We start from the raw sequence: 22,041 nt of genomic DNA on the forward strand, positions 1-22,041 counted from the left end.
AAATCCTCCTAGTGCTTTTTTGCACATATAAATTGATGTATATCATGATTCGGTGCAAATGGGGATAGTTTATTGAAACGATCTGACCAAAATTACCTAACCAAGCTACAAGAGTAATTGTAGCATATTGTTATTGAAAAGGATAGTGAATCCGACGAATTCCCTAAAATTCTTTATAACTGGATAAAAAAAGCGGAATATAAACGCTACTTTTACGCAGTTTGTTCAGGATGGTATGAATGATTGATGCTACTTAACAAATATATTATGGGCCGCTTTGTAACTTACCGGAATCTGTTCCCCGGTGGCTTTCACTTCGATTGTCACTGGTCCTTCAAACGGATCATGCTTAATCACGGTGACGTCCTGACCAATCTTCAATTGAATGTCGTGTAAATAAACCAGCAAATCATGATTATCAATGAAGCGTTCAATCACAACCGCTTGACCATCTTCCGTATCAGCTAACGCCGTATGACTGTCTTCCGTATAATGACCATCCTTATCAGGAATTGCCCCACCATGTGGGCAATGAGTCGGATGATCCAAGAAGTCTTCCAGTGAATCCACTAAGCGTTCACTCGTCACATGTTCCAAAACTTCCGCTTCTGTATGCACGTCCGGTAAGTCATAACCCAGCTTATCAACTAAGAAATCTTCCCAGATTCGATGCTTACGAACCAAAGTCTCCGCATAGCGAATGCCTTTTTTGGTTAATGAAATCCCAGCGTAAGGGGTATGCTTGGCTAACCCTTCTTGCACCAGCTTACCGACCATTTCCGTTACGGAACCAGCCGCAATGTCCAAGCTAAGCGCAATCTGCTTATTGGACACCTTCTTCTTTGTACCGCCAAGTTCGAAAATAATTTTTAAATAATCTTCCTTCATGGGGGTCATGAATATTCGTCACCTCAACTAATTAATCTAAATCGTCATTTTTAATGATAGTGCAATTATCGTACTACATTTACACTTTTTTTGCTACTGATACCGCATTTGGTACTGGCCAAGATAAAGCTTGTCACTCTAGTTACGTTTGGTGCTAGTTGAAATTGCTGCCTGCCGGTTGGTTCCTAAAATGCTGGAACGCTGTGGGCCATTTTAGGAACCAACCTCTCGGCTAAATAACCGAACTGAAAATAAACAATTGTTAACTTTTTAACAGCTGTTAATTAACGTCGGGCGGACCAGAATTGGCTCAGTGGTGTCGTTTATCTTAGTCGGTGATTTCCCGACTTAGATAAAGCCCGGCTTTCGAGACCGCTCTGTGGCTCGAAAACGCGGCCACCACGTTCCAGCCGATTCTGGCCCAACCAGAGTGGCAATTTAAACCAACTAGCACCAAACGTACTCTGGTTGACTAAATTTATTTTAGCCAATCAGCAGACGGCCATCTTGACTGACACCAAATACTTACAACTGACATTTCTAAATTGCCTAACGCTGTCCATAACTGGACCAGCTAATTTAATTATTAAACCGCCTGACTAATTACGTTAGCACGCTTGCAGCTTAGTAATCATCGTGCCATAATTAAATTGTAGCGCAAACCAGTCACTTTTGGTTGCAACCGTTTTAAATTTCTTGAATTTTACCGGTAGCTTGCGTCAATACTAAGGAGGAACCGCATCGTGAATGATGATGCTCAATTATCCATTACCCAATTAAATGATTCTTTGCAACACAAAGCTGTTGAAGCCTTTGCTGCGTTTTATCAACGTCTTTTTGATGCTAATAATCTCGAACTTATGTCCAATTATCCGGTCGTCAACTATATGACTGACATCAACGAACATTTGAACTTATCTCGCTTTATGACTAAAGATCAACGTATCTCAGATAGTGTTGACTTTTCCTACCAAGATTACTTAAGCTTGATTGACAAGTTAGACCAGCCCTACTTTGAAAGTGGCAATCCCGCTCAGACCTGGGACGAATGGTATGCTAGTCACTTCGCTCAAGTATCCAAATCTTAATTTTTTTAATGAGGTCGAGCCAGTTAGGTTCGGCCTCATTTTTCGGTTATCGTAATCTGACGCCCTTTAATTTCAAGCAGTCCTTCGGCAACCAGCTGGCGTAGTTGGCGACTCAATGTTTCCGGCGTAATGCCTAAAAAGCTCGCTAGCTCTTTTTTCTTCTCAGGTAGTTCAAACGGATTTGCCTGTTGTTCTTGAGCGACTTGCTGTAAGTAAACTAAAATACGGTTTTTCGACTTTAAATTACCTGTGAGCGCACTGACCGACTCTAAGGCCGTTAGCCGATCCCCCAAAATATTCAACAAATTCAACGCCACTTGTGGAACCCGCTGCATCAAGTCCTGAAAGTCAGCGCGACCAATTGAACAAATCCACGTATCTTCAACCGCTTCAGCATAATTAAAATGTTGTCGCCGCACGAACAACGCGGCCTCACTATCAATAGCCCCTGGCCGCAGCATATAGAGCACCTTTTCTTTACCATTAGCATTCAGTTGATAGACCTTCACCCGGCCTTGATCCACAATCAACATCCGTTCTAACGGTGTCGTTGGTGCATACAACTGGGTGCCACGCTTGACCAACTGCTGGTGAACCGAAATTTTGACCAGTTCCTCAATATCCGTATCCGCTAACCCCTTAAAGATTGGCGCTGCTTGCACACATTTAAAGGCCGAATGTGACATTTTATCACCTTTTCTTGATAATTATCAATTTTTTAAATTCACATCTAGTATACACTAACTTTATCAACTAACGGAGGCTTTGAACTTATGAAAATCTATCGTGCAGAACTTGTTCCACTAAACGCTAATGCAATTGGTACAGCCGCTCATGGTCAGGCAGTGTTAATCGAAAACGGCGCTAACTTGACGATCAACTTAGAGTTATTCGATACCCCAGCAAATATCCAACATTGGGAACATTTCCACGGCTTTCCAGATAATCGGCCAGCCGAAATCGCCACTAGCGCCCAAGATGTAAATCACGATGGTTTCGTTGACTTACCTGAAACCGGCGCTGTTTCTGGCACAACGATGGTGCCACTCGACAACGCGCCACACAAAATGAACATTCCCCATGATGACTATCCTGTTGCCGACGCTAATGGTCACTTTGCTTATACTAAAGTCGTGCCATTGACTGAATTAGATGCAAAATTCAAGGCCACTTTCAATGACAGTGACTTAGCACTAGACAAACGTGTCATTTATGTTCACGGGGTGACCGATGATGTCGTCTTACCAGACACGGTCGCCGGCGCAGTCGGTCATTATTCAACACATGTGACATTGCCAATTGCGGTTGGCAAGATCGAATTAGTTAACTAAACCAGAGCGGCAACTTAATCTGTTCCTAATTACGATTAAGAAGCGCCAGGCAACGACTCAAATCATGAATTTGAGTCGTTGCCTGGCGCTTCTTTTCTATTTAAATAGTTGAAACGTGTTCGCCCTGACTGCGCCTGCCGGTTGGTTTCTAAAAGTTACTGATTACAATGACTTAACGTCAAATTATAAATATCCAGTAATTAACGGAGGGCGGGTCAGAATTGGCTCAGTGGTGTCGTTTATCTTGGTCGGCGATTTTCCGACTTAGATAAAGCCCGGCTTGGAAGACCGCACCTTGGCTTCCAAACGTGGCCACCACGTTCCAGCCGATTCTGGGCCAACCAGAGTGGCAATTTAAACCAACTAACACCAAGCGTCCTTCTTTCTATCTTGCTAGTCGAAACGTGTTCGGACCAACTGAAGACTGCGCTTGCTACGCTATCAGCACAATGCCAAAACCGCATTTTCTATGTTGCTAGTCGAAACGTGTTCGCCCTGACTGCACCTTCCGCTTGCTACGCTAAGTCAACCATGCGGAAAATCACCGCATAATTGACTTAGCTAGGCAATGCTCAGATGCAACCCGTCAGCGCTCTCACTCTACAAAAAAGACCCAAGCTTTCCCGCATCACTTGGGTCCTACTGGTAAGAATCATCACCGGGCAACGGAACACTACTTCTAGAATTCGATTACACGTTGTTTTATGCACGATCACTACCTGGTCTAAGCCAGGCATCTCTCAGCGCTGTTCCGCGCTCTGTTGTAAATCTCTTTGCAAAGTTAAACTTCAAAACACGACCAACATGACAACAGTCAATCCAGCCATAAGATCGATTGACAAGCGGAAAACTTGATTGTCCGAGTGACTTACCGACTCTTACCGCCTTAAATTTACCATTAATCAACCGGTTTCACAAGCCAGAAGCTAGTGCACCCTAACTTATTTCACCGGATAAACCCGATAATGAGGCTCGCCATCCGCAATGTAGCAGTACAAACACTGTGTTTGTGCGTCATCAAAATAACCCAGATTCAACATATGATGCCCCTCGCGTTCTTCAATCCCTTGAAACGCATTAATCATAAAGATCCGCATCATTTCCATCTGCTTCGAATGATCCCTGGCCTTTTGTGTGGCCGCAGCTAACGTAAAGCCTTCATCGAGCATCGCTTTAATAAAGTGAACCCGCATTAACGTCCCGTATGAAAACCGGTGCGCACTATTTTTTTCAGTGGTCGCTTCACTATGAATATAACTTTTTTGTTCCCAATAACGGAGTTGCGTCTGTGAGACCCCCGTTGTCTTAGCCAAATCACTAATGCCAACGGTGAATTTATGCTTGTTAATTTGCGATTTTAATTTTTTAAAGAATACCTCGTCTTGATTGTCCACGAAATAACCTCTTTTCTTAGATTTCCAATATTCAGTATATATTTTTTTACATTAATGTCAAGTTTGTTGACAAAAGCATTAAATCAGCTTATATTAGATATCGTAGTTTTTTAGAGAGAAGGGATTTACTTGTCAACCACAGTTGATACCAATGGGAAACCGTACAAACGCGGCTTGCTCATTGCCATTTTACTTATCGGGACTTTTTGTACAGTCCTTAACCAAACAATTTTAACGACGGCCTTTCCGACTTTGATGAAGGCTTTCGATATTACAACGTCCACTGTCCAATGGCTAACGACCGGTTTCTTACTAGTCAATGGGATTATGATCCCAGTTAGTGCCTGGCTCAGTACTCGTTTCAGTACCAAATGGTTATATTTATCAGCAATGACCATTTTCGAAATTGGGACCATCATTTGTTTTACCGCACCTAGCTTTCAATTTCTACTCGCTGGACGATTAATCCAAGCGATGGGTGTTGGGGTTACCATGCCATTATTACAAACAATCATGTTAACCATCTTCCCCGCTAACAAACGGGGCGCTGCCATGGGGATGGCCGGCATCGTCATCGGCCTCGCCCCAGCGATCGGCCCAACTTTATCTGGGTGGGTCATTGATAACTTAAGCTGGCGTGATTTGTTCGGTTTAATTATTCCAATCGTCGCGATTGTCTTAATCGCCGGCCTGTTCTTCATGGCTGATGTCTTAGAAACCTCCAAACCTAAACTCGACTTCCTATCATTAGGTATGTCTACGTTAGGTTTTGGGAGCTTACTTTACGGCTTCTCTTCAGTTGGGGATGACGGTTGGACGTCTGCTAAAGTCTTGACCACCTTAATTATTGGAGTCGTCATGATTGTCTTATTCGTCTGGCGTCAATTAACCATGGAAAAACCATTCTTGGAATTCCGCGTCTTCAAACACTCTGAATTCACGATTGCGGCCGTTTTAAGTTCCGTAACCAATATGGCCATGGTCGGCGCCGAAATGGTCATTCCATTGTACTTGCAAATCATTCATGGGTTCTCCGCATTCCAGTCTGGGTTAACTTTGCTAGCCGGGGCCTTAATGATGGGAATCATGAGTCCGATTACTGGACGGGCTTTTGACCGCTTTGGGGCTAAACGCCTGACCACGCTCGGAATGTTCTTATTAACTGCCGGAACGATTCCTTTCATCTTCATCACCCGTGATACGGCCACGATTTATATCGTTGTCTTATACGCTTTACGGATGTTCGGGATTTCGATGGTCATGATGCCTGCCACGACTGCTGGGATGAATGCCTTGCCTGTTGATATGATGGGTCATGGGACTGCCGTCAATAACACGATTCGTCAAGTGGCTAGTTCTATTGGGACTGCTATCTTAACGTCGGTCCTATCTAACGTTACGACGTCACAAGCCCCAGCTCACAGTTTGATCAAGCGCAATCCGCTCGGCTACAAAGACGAATACTTCGCCGCCACTTTAAATGGGTATCACGCGGCTTTCTACGTAGCGGTGGCCTTCTGTCTTGTTGGGCTCGTTGTCGCCTTCTTCATGAAAGACAAACAACATTCCGTTAAACCGGCTACAAAGGGGGCTAACAACTAATGATTCTCGTCTTATTAGTAATTAGTACGATTGCGTTATTCTTAACCTTCGTCTATATGCACCAATCGGCCACTCGTTTGCTTTTAACTGCCATCTTTGGGATTGCTTTAGTCGTTTCACTAGTCTTAGTCGTTCGTAATGATAGTGCCCACTATGGCATGGAACAAGTCACCACGACAAAAACCACGCCTTTGAAATCCGCTGGTAGTAACCAAATGGACCTGCTAATGTACCAATCAGTGGGGACCGCGGATAAACATCGGGTCTACATTTATAAACAGACTACTGGTCAAAAGAAAATCAGCCATACCACGGCTAGCACTAAGATCACTAACCAAGTCAAACGAACCACTGGGACGACTAAGTTAGTGACTAAAACGACGCGTTGGACTTATAAGAGTAACGCAGCTAAGTTCTGGTTTGGCATTGCTGACAATGATCACGAATTGATCAGCCGTCACAATACCTTCTATATTAAAAAGCATTGGGTCGTTTTAAGTACGACGCAAGCTAAAAAGCTCAGCACCCTCGCTAAACAACAAGCCAAGACCTTGAAGTCACGAGCAAAAGTTTACGTGGGTAATGAAGTTAAGGCTGCAATGATGAAAAATCCATCACTGTCAAAATCCCAATTAGCCAAGCTTGAAAAGGCCGCTGCCGCTAAGTTCCAGGCACAAGCCATGCAAAGTATGATTCAACAAGTCAAAACGAGTCACTAAATAACTGTGACCTAACGTCAAAAGAGCCATTCGCAATCGAAACTGATTGCGAATGGCTCTTTTGACGTTAATTTATGCTTTAAACTGTTCAATACAAAAATGACGTTCATGACAATTAGGGCAGGTCAAGCGCCGGGTCTTTAACGTATGCCGGGCCCAAAAGCCTTGCCAAAAAGTCGGCCTAAAAACTGCCTGACAATGTGGGCATCGATAATTAACTGTGCCGAAGTAATAATAGACTAACCCTGCCGCACCGATGATCGCCATCAGCACCGCGATGCCCAACGGCCACCATTGACCACGGACAATTCCCCAAACTAAAGTGGTTAGTTCTAAAACATCTAGCAAACCACCACCAACTAATAACCGCCAATGCACCCGCTGTAACCCCTGTTGATTGGTCATTAACTGTGTTATGTCCGTAATGGATTTGATTGGTACGCTAGTCAACTCGTTCAAACCAGCTTGTAGTTGATTGATTCGTGCCAGTTGTTGCGTGGCTAATGCTTGTTGAGCTTGTAGCTTTGCTACCTGCACTTGTAGGAGACCGTGTAAAACGGCCGTGGCTTCATCACTAGCCAAGACGGCCTGGATTGACTTCAAAGATAAGCCCAGTCCCTTTAACAGCAAAATCAACTTTAGCCGATCCAAATCGGCCGCCGTATATAATCGCCGTCCACCAGTAGTCGTCGCGGTCGGCCGTAACAGCTGACGTTGATCATAATACTGAATCGTGCGCACTGAAACTTGGGCCAACTTAGCCAACTCACCAGTCGTATATTCAGACATAACTTTCACCTCCATGGTTAGTTATAACGAATGACGTAACGTCACGAGCAAGACTTTTCTTTTATTATTGCGAAAAAAGTGTCACTTGCCAAGTCCAATTATTTCCTGGGTAATGAAAAACAGTGCCCCCGATTAACCTGGATTGAAACTGGTGCTGGCGGCTACCTTAATTCAATTAGTACCAATCCAGATTAATCTAAATTAATCGCCTAATTTACTGAGCATTTTATAGCTCGCTTAAACTGGGCGTTAATTTTCTGTGCTTTAATAGATACTTGGTACGCCTGGTGCTAGTTGAAATTACCGCCTGCCGGTTGAATAGCTGAACTTTAAATAATCAATCGTTAATTTTTTAATTTCCGTTAGTTAACGGCGGGCGGTCCAGAATTGGCTCAGTGGTGTCGTTTATCTTGGTCGGTGATTTTCCGACTTAGATAAAGCCCGGCTTGCGAGACCGATCTTTGGCTCGCAAACGCGGCCACCACGTTCCAGCCGATTCTGGGCCAACCAGAGTGACGATTTAAGCCAACTAGCACCAAGCGTATACTTGGTGGTAATTAACGACGTCGGGCTAGAATTGGCTCAGTAGTGTCGTTTATCTTAGTCGTGGTTTTCGACTTAGATAACCCCCGGCTTGCGAGACGGCACTTTGGCTCGCAAACACGGCCACCACGTTCCAGCCGATTCTAGACCAACCAGTGTGGCAAGCTAACATCATTCTTTTTTAATACAAAAGCGCGGTCTAACCGAAGAATTCCAGTTAAACCGCGTCACTTATTTACAGATCCTAATATTGAACTAACTGACCGCACACTGTTCGCAAAGTGGCATCAAGTCTTTTAAGTCCTCAACGGATGAGCCATTTTCTAAGAAGCAATTGACCATATCTAGCCAATATTGATCGTCGGCACTAAACGTTGCATGTTCATCTTTACAAGGTAATAAACCTGCCTTGGTGTAAGCCACGATTTTATCAGCAGCGACCCCGCTTTGGGCTGCTAATTGTTCCAGAGTCATTTTCTCTCACCATTTGTCCTTTCAAAATTTCAATGAGCTTATGTTACGCCCGCTGCTTACGAAATGCAAGCAATAATTTTCTGGCAAGTTTATTAAAATGATATGATAATAATCTTCACTGTTTTCACCAAAAAGTGTACACTATTATTTATTGGCTTTAAAAATTTCGAATGTGAGGTGACCCCAACAATCATGAATGCTGACCTAACTTTTCGTAGTGGATTAAAAGACGTCATTCCAACCCTTTTCGGCTACATCGGGGTTGGCTTGGCAATGGGAATCGTAGCCAATACGAGCCACCTATCAGTGCTTGTTGTTTTACTGATGTCGCTCATCGTCTACGCGGGTTCCGCCCAGTTTATTATCATTAGTATGCTGCTAGCTGGTAGTCCAATATCCGCCATCGTCCTCTCAACGTTTCTCATTAATTCCCGGATGATTCTCATGAGCATGTCGCTGGCTCGATATTTTAAGCAAGATTCCTTACTAAATAATATCGGCATCGGCTCATTATTGACCGACGAGACCTTTGCCTTGAGCATGAACAAGTTGAATCAGACTAACCATCAGCTCAAGCCTAACTGGCTGCATGGTGCTAATCTCTTAGCCTATGCAATCTGGGCTTTGGCAACCGTCGTGGGTTGTCTACTAGGTAATCTCATTACCGACCCAAATCAATTCGGGTTAGATTTCGCCGTCGTTGGTATGTTTATTGGCCTACTATACTTACAAATGATTACTGATCGCAGCAAACCCATCAAATTGCAATTATTAGTCGTCATCTTTGTCGCTATCATGATGTATTTCTTAATGCGTTGGTTCCCAGGTAACATCGCCTTACTTATCGCAACGCTCTTAGGCTGCGGCTTTGGAATGGCGGTGAGCCCACATGACTAATTATATTTTAATCACGATTTTATTAGCCGGCCTAGTCACCTGGCTATCCCGGGTCGTTCCCTTTGCCATTATTAAAAATTTAACGGTCCCCCGCTGGTTGATTAATTTTCTGTCATTCGTCCCAGTAGCCATTATGACTGCAATCTTTATTGAAAGTCTGCTCGTCTACCATGCTGGACATTGGCCCGGCTTTAATCTGGAAAACATCTACGCGTCCATCCCAGCAATTATTGCTGGCGTCCTCACGAAGAGCCTGCTAGCCGTAGTCATTACGGGTGTGATTGCCATGGCTGCCATCCGGTTACTTGGTTGGGGCTAAAAAACGATTGCCAACTGGCAGTCGTTTTTTTAATTTTGCTGGTTTTGACTAAGACTATCTACCGCCGCTAATACCGCTTGGTTGCGGTCACTCATCGGTTGCCACTCCAATACCTCACGGGCATGCTGATTACTAACCTGGTGATTGAGGCGCATCATCAGCCAGACTTCTTTGACTGGTTGGCTAAATGGGGCTAACCCACGCACTAGCCACGTTGGTAATAGTCGCTTGGGTAACCGACTGGCCAAGGCGGGACGCTGTTGTTGAATTAACGCAATGGCTTGCTTGGCCGTCAACGCATCATCAGTAACCGCTAAGAACCGCTGATTGGCTGCCGCCGGAACTTGCATGGCTAACACATGTAAGCGAGCCACATCGCGCACATCGACCACATTCACCTGATAGTTAGGCGTCACTTGTCCCGCTAATAAGCGGCTCAATAACCCAAAACTACCCGAAACATGCGTCCCCAGTGCCGGTCCTAACATCGCACCAGCATTAATGACCGTTAATTGGACGGTCACTTGCGGCTGCTGAACATACGCCCAGGCCCGCTGCTCAGCAATTAATTTGGACCGTTCATATAATGATAAGCCTGGTTGGACCGGACTCGTCCAATCAGCTTCAGTAACAGGTCCTTGATGATCTAGTCGACTGAAGCCAACCGCACCAAGATTACCCGTCATCACTACTCGTTTGACCCCGGCTTGATCAGCTGCCTTTAAAATTCGTAAGGTCCCATCTGCCGCTGCTTGTTCAACCTCATGCGCAACCGTTTCACCATTCACGAATACTGGCGCGGCCACACTCATCACCGTTGTAACGCCAGTCATCGCTGCCAACCAACCAGTATCTTGGGTCAGGTCCGCGGTCACAAAGCTCAATTGCGCCATATTCAGAGTCGCCTGTGCCGTCAATGCTTGGCGCACCGCGGCCACCTTATCTAATGACCGTAACGTTGCCCGAACTGGATAGCCAGCTGTCAATAGTTGCCGAATCAGGTGTAAGGCTAAGAAGCCACTACCACCCGTCACTAATACCATTGGTTGCATTTAAAAAATCTCCCTTATTAAGCACTTGTCTTTTAGTCCATGAACTTCTAAACTGGTAATCAGCTTAAACCCTCGACTATACTCTATGGCAAGGAGATTTTTTAAATGACTTATACCATTAAAACAGTTGCTGAAAAAACGCAGCTCTCAATTTACACCCTTCGCTTTTACGATAAGCAAGGCTTACTCCCATTCGTCAGTCGCAACGCTGCGGGTTATCGGACCTTTACTGATAGCGACCTACAATTGATTCACACTATCACCTGCTTAAAAAATACTGGCATGCCGCTCAAAATAATTCGCCAATACATTGATGATGTCATGCAAGGTCCCAGTAGTATCGCCCATCGCCAGCAATTATTAACGACCCATCGCCAAGCTATCTTGGCACAACAACAAAAAATCATGAATAACCTGCACGAAATCGACTTCAAACTGCAACTCTATGGCGCCTCTAATGCCGTTGAATTAGTGACCTTGGAGCAGCAATACGCCAAAGCAGACAAAGTTGCTAACGGCTTGGCAGATCCTTATTAAAGTTGATTCAGATATTCTGGACTAATATTGCCTAATTAATGATACTCAAAACAATTTACTAACAATAGGTGGTATAAAGTCAATTTGAGTCGCAGTGACCAGCAGGTTCGCCGTGTCGAATCACTTTGACCGGTGGGCTTTCCGGCCTTAGTGATTGGGCCAGCTTGTTAGACGTGATCTTCGGCTAACAAGTGCCCTGCAGACCGAACTTTGGCTGCAGGTCTGCCCCACCGCGAACCTGCTGGTCAACGAAGACGGCTAAATAACCAGTTAACTTTTACACTATTAATATAGTAGAAAAAGGATCCAGCTTTCGTTTAAGTAACGAAAACTGGATCCTTTTTTGACTTAGCGTTTCTTTGGTTTTGTTTAAAATTGGCTGAAACGTGTTCCTCAAACCTGCTAGTTCCGCTTGCTACGCCTAGTGACGACACGGAAAAACACCGTGTAATCACTGGGCTAGGCAATGCTCACTAGCAACCCGGCTTGACTCGCACTCTTTTAATACCAGCCGTTAGCTTGCCAATGTGCTTGCGCAGCTGACCATGAACCATAACGTGATGATACGTAGTTGTTCGCAACCCGTTCTTGGTTAGCAGCTGAGTAGTCACCGTTCAAGTATGATGAGCTTAATTGGTATTTTCCGATATATTGACCGTTACGAGCGCTGTATGAACCGCCTGATTCTTTGTTGGCAATCCAAGCTTTCGCAGAACCATCAGAACCACTCGTCGTTGCTGAGTAGTTTGAGGCGTTGTTGGTCGTCGTAGTCGTTGACGCAGCTGGGGTGGTGTTCGCCGTCGTTGCTTGACTAGTCGTCGTTGCCGTCGTCGTAGTTGCTTGGTTATTTGACGAAGCTTGAGTGGTTGAGCCATTAACTTCTAATTGTTGGCCAACGTAAATTAAGTTAACGTTCGCTAAAGAATTAGCTGATTCAATTGCTGAGATCGTCGTATTGTTGGCGTTAGCAATTGAACTAACCGTATCGCCGGCCTTAACAGTAACGGTGTCGGCATTGACTGCGGCAGCACTGAAAACAAATAAGCCAGCTGCAGCTACGGTTGATAATAGTAAACTCTTAATCTTCATATAAATTTCTTCACTCCTGTGATTTGGGTAAGTTTCGATAAAGCGGGTGTGACCATTTGATCGCCGCGCTTAACAACAGGAGCTAAGTATACCGGCCGGATGTAACAGTGCAATAGCAGTTTTATTACGATTTAACCGGTTTTCTGTAATATAAGGGTCATTTTGTAATATTTTGTAACATTCAAGCCGGAATCAGTGGGTTATCTTTCAGAAAATAGTCCGGTTTCTTTCACATTTTCGTCAAACTGAAAGCGATTGAATAACCGGAATGGCTTTATCTTGGCACCTAAACCAAGTATAATAATTAAAGTATACTCATCACGTCCCATTTGACTGCTAAGTTGACGGTTAAGAAATGGGTCATTGCCAAAAAATATCGATTTTAACCCAAATTTTCGATAAGAAACCATTATAAAGCCGTTAAAAGCTTTACTTAGCCGGTGAAATCAAGTAACTTTAGCAACGAAACCTGAGTATTCATATTATAGTAGGAATTAACTTAAACTTTACAGATTGAGAGATGAACAGACATGTGCGGTTTTGCTGGTTGCTTAACAGATCGAACCAAAGCGGATAACGCGGCTTACGATCAGACCATCCACGAAATGACAAAAATGATTGTCCATCGGGGTCCCGATGACGACGGTTATTTTGCTGACGACCACATTACAATGGGGTTCCGACGCTTGAGTATTATTGACTTGGAAGGTGGGCATCAACCCCTTTCCTACGACAACGAACGTTACTGGATGACCTTTAATGGTGAAATCTATAACTATGTTGAATTACGGGAACAATTAAAAGCAGAAGGCTATGAATTCAAGACCAGTTCTGATTCAGAAGTCATCTTAGGCATGTATGCCAAATACAAACAAGATGCCACCAAATATTTACGAGGGATGTTTGCCTTTGTGATTTGGGATAAGCAGGAACAGACCTTGTTCGCTGCCCGGGATCAATTTGGAATCAAGCCATTCTACTATGCCATCAAAGACGATAATTTCTATTACGCCTCTGAAAGCAAGGCGATCTACAAGATTTTAAAGGATAAGACCTTTGATAAGAATGCCATGCAAGATTACATGACCTTCCAATTCGTCCCAGAACCTGAGACGTTAACTAAAGAAATCAAGATGTTGGCCCCTGGCTGCTCGTTAACGAAGAAGCTTGGTTCAGCACCGCAAGTCACCCGGTACTATCATCGTGAATTCCATCCGGTTAAACGAACCGAAGCTGAATATGCGCAAAAGATCAAAGACGCACTCTTTGACTCCGTGAAGATTCACATGCGTTCCGATGTCCCAGTCGGCTCATTCCTATCTGGTGGGATTGATTCCTCAATTATTGTCGCTATCGCTAAGAACTATAACCCCAACCTTGAAACGATCTCGGTCGGCTTCGAACGTGAAGGTTACAGCGAATTAGACGTTGCCCAAGAAACGGCCCAAGTCTTAGGTGTCAAAAACTACAGCATGACGATTACGCCCGAAGCGTTCATGAAGGCCTTCCCACACTTCGTTTGGAGTATGGATGATCCGTTGGCTGACCCGGCCGCTGTGCCGCAGTACTTCTTAGCCAAAGAAGCCCGTAAGCACGTCAAAGTCGCCTTAACTGGTGAAGGTGCTGACGAACTCTTTGGTGGCTACACCATCTATCATGAACCCGAATCATTGAAACCGTTCCGTTATACGAAACCAATCAATGGTGCGCTCAAGAAGATTGGCTTAATGATGCCTGAAGGAATGCGCGGTCGTTCATTCTTATTGCGGGGAACAACGCCGCTTGAGAATCGTTACGTTGGGAATGCCTTTATCTTCGGTGAAGATGAAAAGCAAAAATTCATTAAAGACTACAATCGCAACCATCCGTTCCAGTCGATTACCCAACCATTTTACGATGAATCGGTTGACTACGATCCGATCAGTCGGATGCAATTCATCGACATGCACACTTGGTTAAACGGTGATCTCTTGCATAATGCTGACCGAACCACAATGGCACATAGTTTGGAACTCCGGACCCCATTTGTGGACCGTGAAGTCTACAACTTAGCGGCTGAGATTCCAGCGGACTTACGCATTAGTCACGGCACAACCAAGTATATCTTGCGCAAAGCCGTGGAAGATGTCGTTCCAGAACATGTCTTACATCGCAAGAAGCTTGGCTTCCCAGTCCCAATTCGGTTCTGGCTAAAAGATGAAATGTATGATTGGGCTGAAAACATCATTAAAGACTCCCAGACAGATCAATACTTTAATAAAGATTACTTCTTGAAGTTGCTCTCTGATCATCGTGACGGTGTTCGTGATAACTCCCGGAAGTTATGGACTGTCTTAACCTTTATGATGTGGCACAAGATCTACGTGGAAGACGATATCTTAATGGATAGTCCGGCCGCTAACGCGCATGCCAGTGCCATCGAGGAGTAAAGCCATGGAAATTATCGTGCAAAAATTTGGCGGGACGTCCGTTAAAGACGATGCCGCGCGCAAACAAGCGCTCCGCCACGTCCAATACGCCGTCGACCAAGGCGATAAAGTCATTGTGGTCGTTTCGGCGATTGGTCGTAAAGGCGCGCCCTACGCCACTGATTCCTTACTCGGCTTAGTGCACGGGGAACAATCACGGCTAACCAACCGGGAATTAGATATGCTGGTCTCCGTTGGTGAGACGATTTCAACCGCCGTCTTTACGGAATTAGCCCGCGAACAAGGTTTAAATGTCGTGGCCATGACTGGTCAAGATGCCGGAATTGTCACTAGTGATGAATTCCAAAACGCCAAGATTTTACGGGTCAAACCGCAAGCCATCAATGATGCTTTCGACGATGCCGACGTAGTGGTCGTCACTGGTTTTCAGGGTGCGACGGAATCTGGTCACATCACAACAATTGGTCGTGGTGGGTCCGATACTTCGGCTGCGATTCTCGGGGCGGCATTTAAAGCCAAACGCGTTGATATCTTCACCGATGTCAACGGGATGATGACCGCTGATCCCCGCTTAGTCACCCACGCGCGCTTCATTAAGGCCATTAGCTATGAAGAATTAGCCAATATGGCGCATGAAGGGGCGAAAGTGATTCATCCCCGAGCCGTAGAAATCGCTGAACAAGCACACGTGCCAATGCGAATTCGGTCGACATACCAAGCCCCCGATGAACTCGGGACTTTGGTTACCGACCGTACCACCACGCAGATTGAACACTATCGGACAGTTACTGGGATTGCCCATCAGACTGGGCTGACCCAGTTCACCGTGCCAACCGATACGTTGAGTTCGAGTGAAATTTTTGAACTCATGGCGGCCCACGGGTTAAGCGTTGACTTTATTAACATCACCCAGCATCAAGTCGTCTTTAACTTAGTGAATGGTGATGCCAAAGTGGCCAACGACTTATTGACCAAAGCACACGTCCATTGCCAAGCCATTGGCAACTGTGCCAAAGTCTCCGTTGTCGGTGCCGGTATTACTGGGACCCCTGGTGTCACGGCTAAGATTGTGACAGCGTTAAGCGCCCAACATATCGACATCTTACAATCAACTGATAGCTATACCACGATTTGGGTATTAGTTAAAGAAGCTGATTTAAAAGTTGCCATGAATGCATTACATGATGCCTTTTTAGGTATTGATAACTAAAAATGGGTCGCCAGACAATTTGTCTGGCGGCTTTTTTAGTGTCTGCCATAATTCATAGTCTTTGGGCTACATAGACTGATGTGTGCTTAGTTAGCTATAAGTTGCCACTCTGGTTGGCCCAGAATCGGCTGGAACGTGGTGGCCGCGTTTTCGAGCCAAAGGTCGGTCTCGAAAGCCGGGCTTTATCTAAGTCGAAGACCACGACTAAGATAAACGACACCACTGAGCCAATTCTGGACCGCCCGACGTTAATATTCAGGTATCGATATAATGAACGATAATTTTTCGAAAGTTCAAGCTTTCCGCTTGCAGTTAACTAGAGGTAGTAGCCTGTACTCTAAGTAGAAGGAATTTGATCTTGTTCTTATTAGCTTTAGGCCCCACTCTCATAGGTGGCGTCTTAGGCGTTATAGGCTTAACGGTCAATTTATTATTCCTACGCCTTGGCAGTATCCAAACGGCCGGCCTACCAATTTTTAGTCAAATCGTGATGAGGACTTTAATTGACCAATTTAGCTGATTTGAATTTCAAATCCAACTAGGCAAATTAACACGTTTATTCGGCTTACTATTGATGCTAGTCGACGTCACTAGGAGCCACTTCTTTTAAAATCAGACTTTATCGCTGAACAAGTCGTCTGGCGGCTTTTTGGTTACCCGCCTAAATGTGCTATATTGGAACCATTGAAGGTGACGCTTATTCAACCAACTAACACCCCCACCGCTGACATCGGCGACTTTATGAAAGTTGCTGCGTGTACGGCGGTGATACTCCAAACTGTTTTAGCCTTAGTACTGTCGACCCAGCCGAGTCTGCAAGTCCAACGTGGGATTGGACTTACTTATAATGTTGTTAAATTCACGGCCCCCGCCTTTATTTTTGGCATCTTCTACACCACTAATCGCCAGACTTATCCAAGCCAGTTAACCGCTTATCCACAGTATTTACGCCAACAATGGTCGGCACTCTTCTTCCCGACGATTGGCTGGACACTGGTCTACCTATTAGCGATGCCCAACTTACAACAGCACCGACCTTATCACGACGCACTCAGCTTTAGCTGGCAATTTATCACTGGTAATGCCGCACCACATTTGTGGTATAACACCATGATGCTGCAATTTATTATCTTAATGCCACTATTCTGGTACATGTTCCGCCAACTGACACGACCACGGCTCATTTGGTTGACACTTAGCCTATTAACAGTCAGCTACTTGGCTTGGTTAGCCTGGTATGATGTGGCTGTTTGGCATGGACCTCAAGCCCATACTTGGTACTTATTGGATCGGCTTTTTATCAGTTTCCTACCTTATGCCATTCTTGGTGGTCTGACCTGGCAATACCGTGCAACCGTGATGCCTTGGTTGCAACATTGGCATTGGTGGTTAGTAGGGGCTTATTTACTTAGTCTAATTGGCATCAATTGGGAGTTTGCTCAATTCGGCACGCCGGTCAAGCTTAGCAATGCCCCTTATTATCAGCCGTCCATGACACTCTACGCGCTGCTGGTTATCGGGCTAATTGCTTGGTTTGCCATGTATCAAATACAGCACCAAGCCGCTAGTTTACCGGTCATTCATTGGCTCGCCACTTACGCCTATCGTGCTTATCTTGCAAACGTCTTTTGGCTATATGTATTCTGGTCATGGACGGCATCGATATTCAATCAGCAACCTGTCTGGTTAATTAGTCTCACCTACTTACTTACTTGGCTAGCATCGTTTGCCACAGCGTTCGGCTTGCATTGGGGCTGGTCACTGCTCAAACGGCCGTTAGAAAATTCTCACAAACAGTGACTTTTCAGCGAATTGCATGTATTCTAAAGAGAGTAAATTACGACATTTATTGAAAAGGACGTATCTATTTATGAAAGCAAGTCAATTAATTAATAGTTTAAAATTCAAACGCGTTGAACCCGCGTTAACGACTGACTTTGACGTCACTATGTTGACCCAAGATACTCGCGAAATCAAGCCCGGTGCCATGTTCATCGCCGTCGACGGTTACCACGTTGATGGCCATACGCTGGTCGATCAAGCCGTCCAAGCCGGTGCAAAAATCATCGTCGCTCAAAAACCAATCAAGGTGACCGTACCAGTCATTTATGTAGCTAACACTGAACGCGCGATGGCTATTTTAGCCGATGTCTTCTACGGCGCACCCAGCCAAAAGATGCGGATGATTGGCGTTACTGGAACTAATGGTAAGACGACCGTGACCCACCTGATTGAACAAATTTATCGGGACCAACATCAAGCAACTGGCTTGATTGGGACCATGTATCGCAAGATTAAAGACGAAAAGTTGCCAACTGCTAACACGACGCCTGATGCCATTACCACCCAACGGACCTTAGCCGCCATGCGAGATGCCCACGTGGACACCGTCGCCATGGAAGTCTCTTCGATTGCTTTAGTACTTGGTCGGGTCTGGGGGATCGATTACGATATCGCCGTCTTCACCAACCTGACGCAAGACCACTTAGACTTTCATAAGACGATGGCCAACTACGCCGAGGCCAAGGCCATGTTGTTCGCCCAACTCGGCAACAAATACGGCGCTAACGGGACTGAAAAAGTTGCCGTTTTAAACACCGATGATCCTGTTGGCAAAGAATTCGAACAATACACCGCAGCACATGTCTTAACCTTTGGCTTAAAGCCCGATGCGATGATCAACGCGCAAAACGTGCAAATCCACAGTCATGGGACTGAATTCGACCTATCGGTGTTTGGCCATATGACCCACGTGACGATGCAATTGATTGGCCAATTCAACGTCTACAATATGTTGGCGGCATTTGCCGCTGCCTATGCCAGTGGTATTCCTGAGGATCAAATTATTGCATCCTTAGAAAAAGTCACCGGTGTTAAAGGCCGCTTCCAAGCAGTGCCATCGCACACCGGTGTCAGTGTCATTGTTGACTACTCCCACACGCCAGATGGCTTATTAAACGCCTTAGAAACCATTCAAGATTTCGCGAAAAAAGACATTTATTGTGTCGTCGGCTGTGGTGGTGACCGTGATAAAGGCAAACGGCCAAAGATGGCTAAAATTGCAGTTGACCGCAGTACCAAGCCAATCTTCACGTCCGACAACCCCCGGACGGAAGATCCTGAGATGATCTTACAAGATATGGTGGCCGGTGTACCTGATGCCAATGTGCCGGTATACGTTGATCGCCATGAAGCGATTGCAACCGCCATTGCCCAGGCCCAACCTGGCGATGTCGTCTTAATCGCTGGTAAGGGTCATGAAGATTATCAAATTCTCGGCCGGACCAAGCACCATTTCGATGACAGTGAAGAAGCTGCCAAAGCTTTAGCTTTAAAACCAACTATCGATTAAATTCTAAAAAGGACGCACTAGCGACGCTACAAATAGCGCCATTAGTGCGTCTTTTTTAGTTAACACTTAACTTATAAATTAATCGATGCCCATCATATCAGCCATCCTTAGCTAATTAAGTAAAGTCAACTAACTTTACAATCTGTAATAATTGCCCCTACGCCGTCCAGCTGATTATAATTTAATTAATAATAGGATGCTTGGTACTAGTTAAAATTGCTGTCTGCCGGTTGGTTCCTAAAACGCTGGAATGCCATGAGCCATTTTAGAAACTAACCTCTCGGCTCAATTTGTGGTCGATAATAAATAGTCATTAATTCCCGTTAACTAACGCCGGGCGGCCCAGAATTGGCTCAGTGGTGTCGTTTATCTTAGTCGGTGGTTTCCCGACTTAGATAAAGCCCGGCTTGGAAGACCGCACTTTGGCTTCCAAACGTGGCCACCACGTTCCAGCCGATTCTGGACCAACCAGAGTGACAATTTAAACCAACTAACACTAAGCGTCATTTAATTAACAATACTAACCTTAAATCCACTCAGGGGGTGGCATTAATGATTACATCACCAGTTGCCGAACGTACGAATCGCATCAACGGCGTGCTCAAAATCACCAAACCATTCAATATTAATATCGCAAGCGGTCAATTTGACCCCCGCGTCTTAGCTGGTTTGACTAAGTTCAAAGAACCAGTCAGTCTAGCCAATGATCTGGCTAGTCTACGTGCAGGCAGTTTGACCCCACCGATTACCGATCCAATCGGTGACTTGGTAAGCGTAACACCTAAAACTATGACCGCCTTACAACGGACCGTCAACGTCGAATGGCTAACACCGCGAACCATTACCGGGTCACAAGTTCTAGTTTATTTTCATGGTGGGGCCTTTTATGGCGGTACGCCCGCCAATAATACCATCCTACTCAAGCTCATCGCCGACCGCAGTCACTGTGAGATTCTCAATGTCGATTACGGCTTAGCGCCTGAACATCCAGCACCGGAAGGCATTCTGGATGGCCTAACCGTCATCCAAGCGTTAGCTCGCGACTATCCGCAAGCTAAGATCGCCATTGCTGGCGATTCAGCTGGCGCGAATATCGCGATGGCCGTGGCGAACCTTAATCGCCAGTTTGGCAGTCACAACATTCACCAGCAATTACTGTTATATCCGGTGACGGCACCGGGGACTGATCATACCGGACCACTTTGGGATGCCAGTCAATATACGATTATTCCAGCGCAACAGCCGATTTTCACCCACTACCATACGATGTTTAAACAATTGGACACTATCATGACGCAAACCTACTTACCGTCCCAAATTGATGCGAGTGATCCCTTGATAACACCCATCAACCAAGCCAACTTTGCGACGACCCCACCAACCTTAATCATGGTCGGCGAGTTTGACCCATTCCGTCTCCAGGCTTGGTCATATGCCACGCATTTAGCAGCGGCCGATGTCGCCACCACGTTTGTGCAATATCAAGGTCAGAATCACGCCTTTGCACCACTGATTGATCAATTCTGGCAAGCCCGCGATGTTGCCGACCTGATGACTGAACGTTTGGTTAACTTAGTCTAGGGCGTCACTTTTAAAGTAAAACTAAATCAGGCCACGATAACTGGTTTCAGCTATCGTGGCCTGATTTGATTAGTGCGCTAAAAAATCGGTTTCATTCCAAGTTTCAATCCCAAACTGCTGATTATCCGTCGTGTTCACAATCGTTAGGCTATCATTATCAACAATTCCATGCCCAATCGTTGGCAGTTCTTGACCGTCAATCACCAATGGATCACGGAACTTCGCCACTGGAATCCCCAATAGCGCTTTAATGGTCATCGTTGTGACTAACCCATGTGACACCATTAGTATTGGTTTAGGATTATCAACACCCGCCAATGCCACCGCATCATGGACTGCCGCCGTAGTTCGTTCAACAAATTCTGCATAGCTCTCACCTTGCCCGGCTAGTTCTGGTTGGTATTCGGCTGGATGATGTAGTAGTAATGCCATTTGCGATTGTGGCACGACATCTTCTTCCCGCATCCCGTCCCAAGTCCCAAAGTTAAACTCTCGTAACCGTGGTTCAATCTGAATCGTCGGCTGCCACTGATTTTCAGCCACGATATACTTGGCTGTATCCAGTGCCCGCTTTTGCGGACTACTGTAAACTTGCGCAAAGTCGACGGCTTGTAGTCGCCGGCCAGCAGCTTTACCACCAGCAATCCCACTCGCTAATAAGGGCGAATCTGAGTTACCACCTTGGAACCGATGTTCAATGTTATATTGGGTACGACCGTGTCGCACAAAGTAAATTTGCATAGGTTA

Annotated in this window: 21 protein-coding genes; 13 read left to right on the forward strand and 8 right to left on the reverse strand. The window is 45.4% G+C overall.

The window, feature by feature from the left end; all coding sequences use genetic code 11:
- Positions 1–249 precede the first annotated feature (249 nt).
- Positions 250–897 carry a metal-dependent transcriptional regulator gene (locus FFM77_RS09685; protein ID WP_137635557.1) on the reverse strand — a complete coding sequence of 216 codons (648 nt, stop codon included), beginning with the start codon at positions 895–897 and terminating at the stop codon, positions 250–252.
- Between the two features lie 734 nt (positions 898–1,631).
- On the opposite strand from FFM77_RS09685, the gene FFM77_RS09690 reads away from it, so the two are divergent.
- Positions 1,632–1,976 (forward strand): hypothetical protein, encoded by a 345-nt coding sequence (locus tag FFM77_RS09690; protein ID WP_137635558.1) that lies wholly within the window; start codon positions 1,632–1,634, stop codon positions 1,974–1,976.
- 35 nt (positions 1,977–2,011) lie between these two features.
- Here the strand turns inward: FFM77_RS09690 and FFM77_RS09695 are convergent, their stop codons facing one another.
- A complete protein-coding gene (locus FFM77_RS09695) occupies positions 2,012–2,662 on the reverse strand; it encodes a Crp/Fnr family transcriptional regulator (RefSeq protein WP_137635559.1) in 651 nt (216 codons plus the stop codon).
- 87 nt (positions 2,663–2,749) lie between these two features.
- On the opposite strand from FFM77_RS09695, the gene FFM77_RS09700 reads away from it, so the two are divergent.
- The gene (locus FFM77_RS09700; RefSeq protein ID WP_137635560.1) at positions 2,750–3,307 is read left to right on the forward strand and encodes a hypothetical protein; all 558 of its coding nucleotides are present in this window, start codon (positions 2,750–2,752) and stop codon (positions 3,305–3,307) included.
- Positions 3,308–4,248: 941 nt separating this feature from the next.
- On the opposite strand, the gene FFM77_RS09705 is transcribed toward FFM77_RS09700, so the two are convergent.
- Entirely contained in the window at positions 4,249–4,701 is a 453-nt protein-coding gene (locus FFM77_RS09705) for a MerR family transcriptional regulator (RefSeq protein ID WP_137635561.1), read from the reverse strand.
- A 129-nt stretch (positions 4,702–4,830) separates the two neighbouring features.
- Between FFM77_RS09705 and FFM77_RS09710 the strand changes: the two genes are divergently transcribed.
- The gene (locus tag FFM77_RS09710) at positions 4,831–6,303 is read left to right on the forward strand and encodes an MDR family MFS transporter (RefSeq protein ID WP_137635562.1); all 1,473 of its coding nucleotides are present in this window, start codon (positions 4,831–4,833) and stop codon (positions 6,301–6,303) included.
- Entirely contained in the window at positions 6,303–7,022 is a 720-nt protein-coding gene (locus tag FFM77_RS09715; RefSeq protein ID WP_137635563.1) for a DUF4811 domain-containing protein, read from the forward strand. Before FFM77_RS09710 ends, FFM77_RS09715 begins: the two co-directional genes overlap by 1 nt.
- 72 nt (positions 7,023–7,094) lie before the next feature.
- Here FFM77_RS09715 and FFM77_RS09720 read toward each other — a convergent pair whose 3' ends face one another.
- On the reverse strand, positions 7,095–7,811 hold the full coding sequence (locus FFM77_RS09720) for a MerR family transcriptional regulator (RefSeq protein ID WP_137635564.1): 717 nt from the start codon (positions 7,809–7,811) through the stop codon (positions 7,095–7,097).
- A 798-nt stretch (positions 7,812–8,609) separates the two neighbouring features.
- Complete coding sequence (locus tag FFM77_RS09725; RefSeq protein ID WP_137635565.1) at positions 8,610–8,828, reverse strand: helix-turn-helix domain-containing protein; 219 nt, start codon at positions 8,826–8,828, stop codon at positions 8,610–8,612.
- Between the two features lie 192 nt (positions 8,829–9,020).
- On the opposite strand from FFM77_RS09725, the gene FFM77_RS09730 reads away from it, so the two are divergent.
- Positions 9,021–9,725 carry an AzlC family ABC transporter permease gene (locus FFM77_RS09730; RefSeq protein WP_137635566.1) on the forward strand — a complete coding sequence of 235 codons (705 nt, stop codon included), beginning with the start codon at positions 9,021–9,023 and terminating at the stop codon, positions 9,723–9,725.
- Entirely contained in the window at positions 9,718–10,044 is a 327-nt protein-coding gene (locus FFM77_RS09735; protein WP_137635567.1) for an AzlD domain-containing protein, read from the forward strand. The genes FFM77_RS09730 and FFM77_RS09735 overlap by 8 nt, the downstream gene beginning before the upstream one ends.
- A gap of 29 nt (positions 10,045–10,073) precedes the next feature.
- Here the strand turns inward: FFM77_RS09735 and FFM77_RS09740 are convergent, their stop codons facing one another.
- Entirely contained in the window at positions 10,074–11,096 is a 1,023-nt protein-coding gene (locus FFM77_RS09740) for an NAD-dependent epimerase/dehydratase family protein (protein WP_137635568.1), read from the reverse strand.
- 105 nt (positions 11,097–11,201) lie between these two features.
- Between FFM77_RS09740 and FFM77_RS09745 the strand changes: the two genes are divergently transcribed.
- Positions 11,202–11,633 (forward strand): MerR family transcriptional regulator, encoded by a 432-nt coding sequence (locus FFM77_RS09745; RefSeq protein WP_137635569.1) that lies wholly within the window; start codon positions 11,202–11,204, stop codon positions 11,631–11,633.
- 501 nt (positions 11,634–12,134) lie between these two features.
- On the opposite strand, the gene apf is transcribed toward FFM77_RS09745, so the two are convergent.
- Entirely contained in the window at positions 12,135–12,722 is a 588-nt protein-coding gene (apf, locus tag FFM77_RS09750) for an aggregation-promoting factor (protein WP_137635570.1), read from the reverse strand.
- A 530-nt stretch (positions 12,723–13,252) separates the two neighbouring features.
- On the opposite strand from apf, the gene asnB reads away from it, so the two are divergent.
- The 6 genes from asnB (at position 13,253) to FFM77_RS09780 (ending at position 21,294) form a co-directional block, all read left to right on the forward strand.
- Entirely contained in the window at positions 13,253–15,151 is a 1,899-nt protein-coding gene (gene asnB, locus FFM77_RS09755) for an asparagine synthase (glutamine-hydrolyzing) (RefSeq protein WP_137635571.1), read from the forward strand.
- A gap of 4 nt (positions 15,152–15,155) precedes the next feature.
- Entirely contained in the window at positions 15,156–16,361 is a 1,206-nt protein-coding gene (gene dapG, locus FFM77_RS09760; RefSeq protein WP_137635572.1) for an aspartate kinase, read from the forward strand.
- A gap of 358 nt (positions 16,362–16,719) precedes the next feature.
- Entirely contained in the window at positions 16,720–16,881 is a 162-nt protein-coding gene (locus FFM77_RS09765) for a DMT family transporter (RefSeq protein ID WP_223876816.1), read from the forward strand.
- Between the two features lie 170 nt (positions 16,882–17,051).
- Positions 17,052–18,161, forward strand: a complete 1,110-nt coding sequence (locus FFM77_RS09770; RefSeq protein ID WP_307722473.1) for an acyltransferase family protein — start codon at positions 17,052–17,054, stop codon at positions 18,159–18,161.
- Positions 18,162–18,231: 70 nt separating this feature from the next.
- On the forward strand, positions 18,232–19,713 hold the full coding sequence (locus FFM77_RS09775; RefSeq protein ID WP_137635573.1) for a UDP-N-acetylmuramoyl-L-alanyl-D-glutamate--2,6-diaminopimelate ligase: 1,482 nt from the start codon (positions 18,232–18,234) through the stop codon (positions 19,711–19,713).
- 552 nt (positions 19,714–20,265) lie between these two features.
- Complete coding sequence (locus FFM77_RS09780; protein ID WP_137635574.1) at positions 20,266–21,294, forward strand: alpha/beta hydrolase; 1,029 nt, start codon at positions 20,266–20,268, stop codon at positions 21,292–21,294.
- Between the two features lie 69 nt (positions 21,295–21,363).
- Here FFM77_RS09780 and FFM77_RS09785 read toward each other — a convergent pair whose 3' ends face one another.
- Positions 21,364–22,035 (reverse strand): histidine phosphatase family protein, encoded by a 672-nt coding sequence (locus FFM77_RS09785; protein ID WP_137635575.1) that lies wholly within the window; start codon positions 22,033–22,035, stop codon positions 21,364–21,366.
- Positions 22,036–22,041 lie beyond the last annotated feature (6 nt).

This window comes from Lactiplantibacillus songbeiensis, from assembly GCF_005405125.1.
GTDB classification, from domain to species: Bacteria; Bacillota; Bacilli; order Lactobacillales; family Lactobacillaceae; genus Lactiplantibacillus; species Lactiplantibacillus songbeiensis.

Coding starts and splice junctions, on each gene's coding strand:
- FFM77_RS09740 (WP_137635568.1), bottom strand. CDS start 11,096: ATGCAACCAATGGTATTAGTGACGGGTGGTAGTGGCTTCTTAGCCTTA.
- FFM77_RS09775 (WP_137635573.1), top strand. CDS start 18,232: ATGAAAGCAAGTCAATTAATTAATAGTTTAAAATTCAAACGCGTTGAA.
- FFM77_RS09780 (WP_137635574.1), top strand. CDS start 20,266: ATGATTACATCACCAGTTGCCGAACGTACGAATCGCATCAACGGCGTG.
- FFM77_RS09785 (WP_137635575.1), bottom strand. CDS start 22,035: ATGCAAATTTACTTTGTGCGACACGGTCGTACCCAATATAACATTGAA.
- FFM77_RS09730 (WP_137635566.1), top strand. CDS start 9,021: ATGAATGCTGACCTAACTTTTCGTAGTGGATTAAAAGACGTCATTCCA.
- FFM77_RS09685 (WP_137635557.1), bottom strand. CDS start 897: ATGACCCCCATGAAGGAAGATTATTTAAAAATTATTTTCGAACTTGGC.
- FFM77_RS09700 (WP_137635560.1), top strand. CDS start 2,750: ATGAAAATCTATCGTGCAGAACTTGTTCCACTAAACGCTAATGCAATT.
- FFM77_RS09725 (WP_137635565.1), bottom strand. CDS start 8,828: ATGACTCTGGAACAATTAGCAGCCCAAAGCGGGGTCGCTGCTGATAAA.
- apf (WP_137635570.1), bottom strand. CDS start 12,722: ATGAAGATTAAGAGTTTACTATTATCAACCGTAGCTGCAGCTGGCTTA.
- FFM77_RS09745 (WP_137635569.1), top strand. CDS start 11,202: ATGACTTATACCATTAAAACAGTTGCTGAAAAAACGCAGCTCTCAATT.
- FFM77_RS09735 (WP_137635567.1), top strand. CDS start 9,718: ATGACTAATTATATTTTAATCACGATTTTATTAGCCGGCCTAGTCACC.
- FFM77_RS09715 (WP_137635563.1), top strand. CDS start 6,303: ATGATTCTCGTCTTATTAGTAATTAGTACGATTGCGTTATTCTTAACC.
- asnB (WP_137635571.1), top strand. CDS start 13,253: ATGTGCGGTTTTGCTGGTTGCTTAACAGATCGAACCAAAGCGGATAAC.
- dapG (WP_137635572.1), top strand. CDS start 15,156: ATGGAAATTATCGTGCAAAAATTTGGCGGGACGTCCGTTAAAGACGAT.
- FFM77_RS09720 (WP_137635564.1), bottom strand. CDS start 7,811: ATGTCTGAATATACGACTGGTGAGTTGGCTAAGTTGGCCCAAGTTTCA.
- FFM77_RS09695 (WP_137635559.1), bottom strand. CDS start 2,662: ATGTCACATTCGGCCTTTAAATGTGTGCAAGCAGCGCCAATCTTTAAG.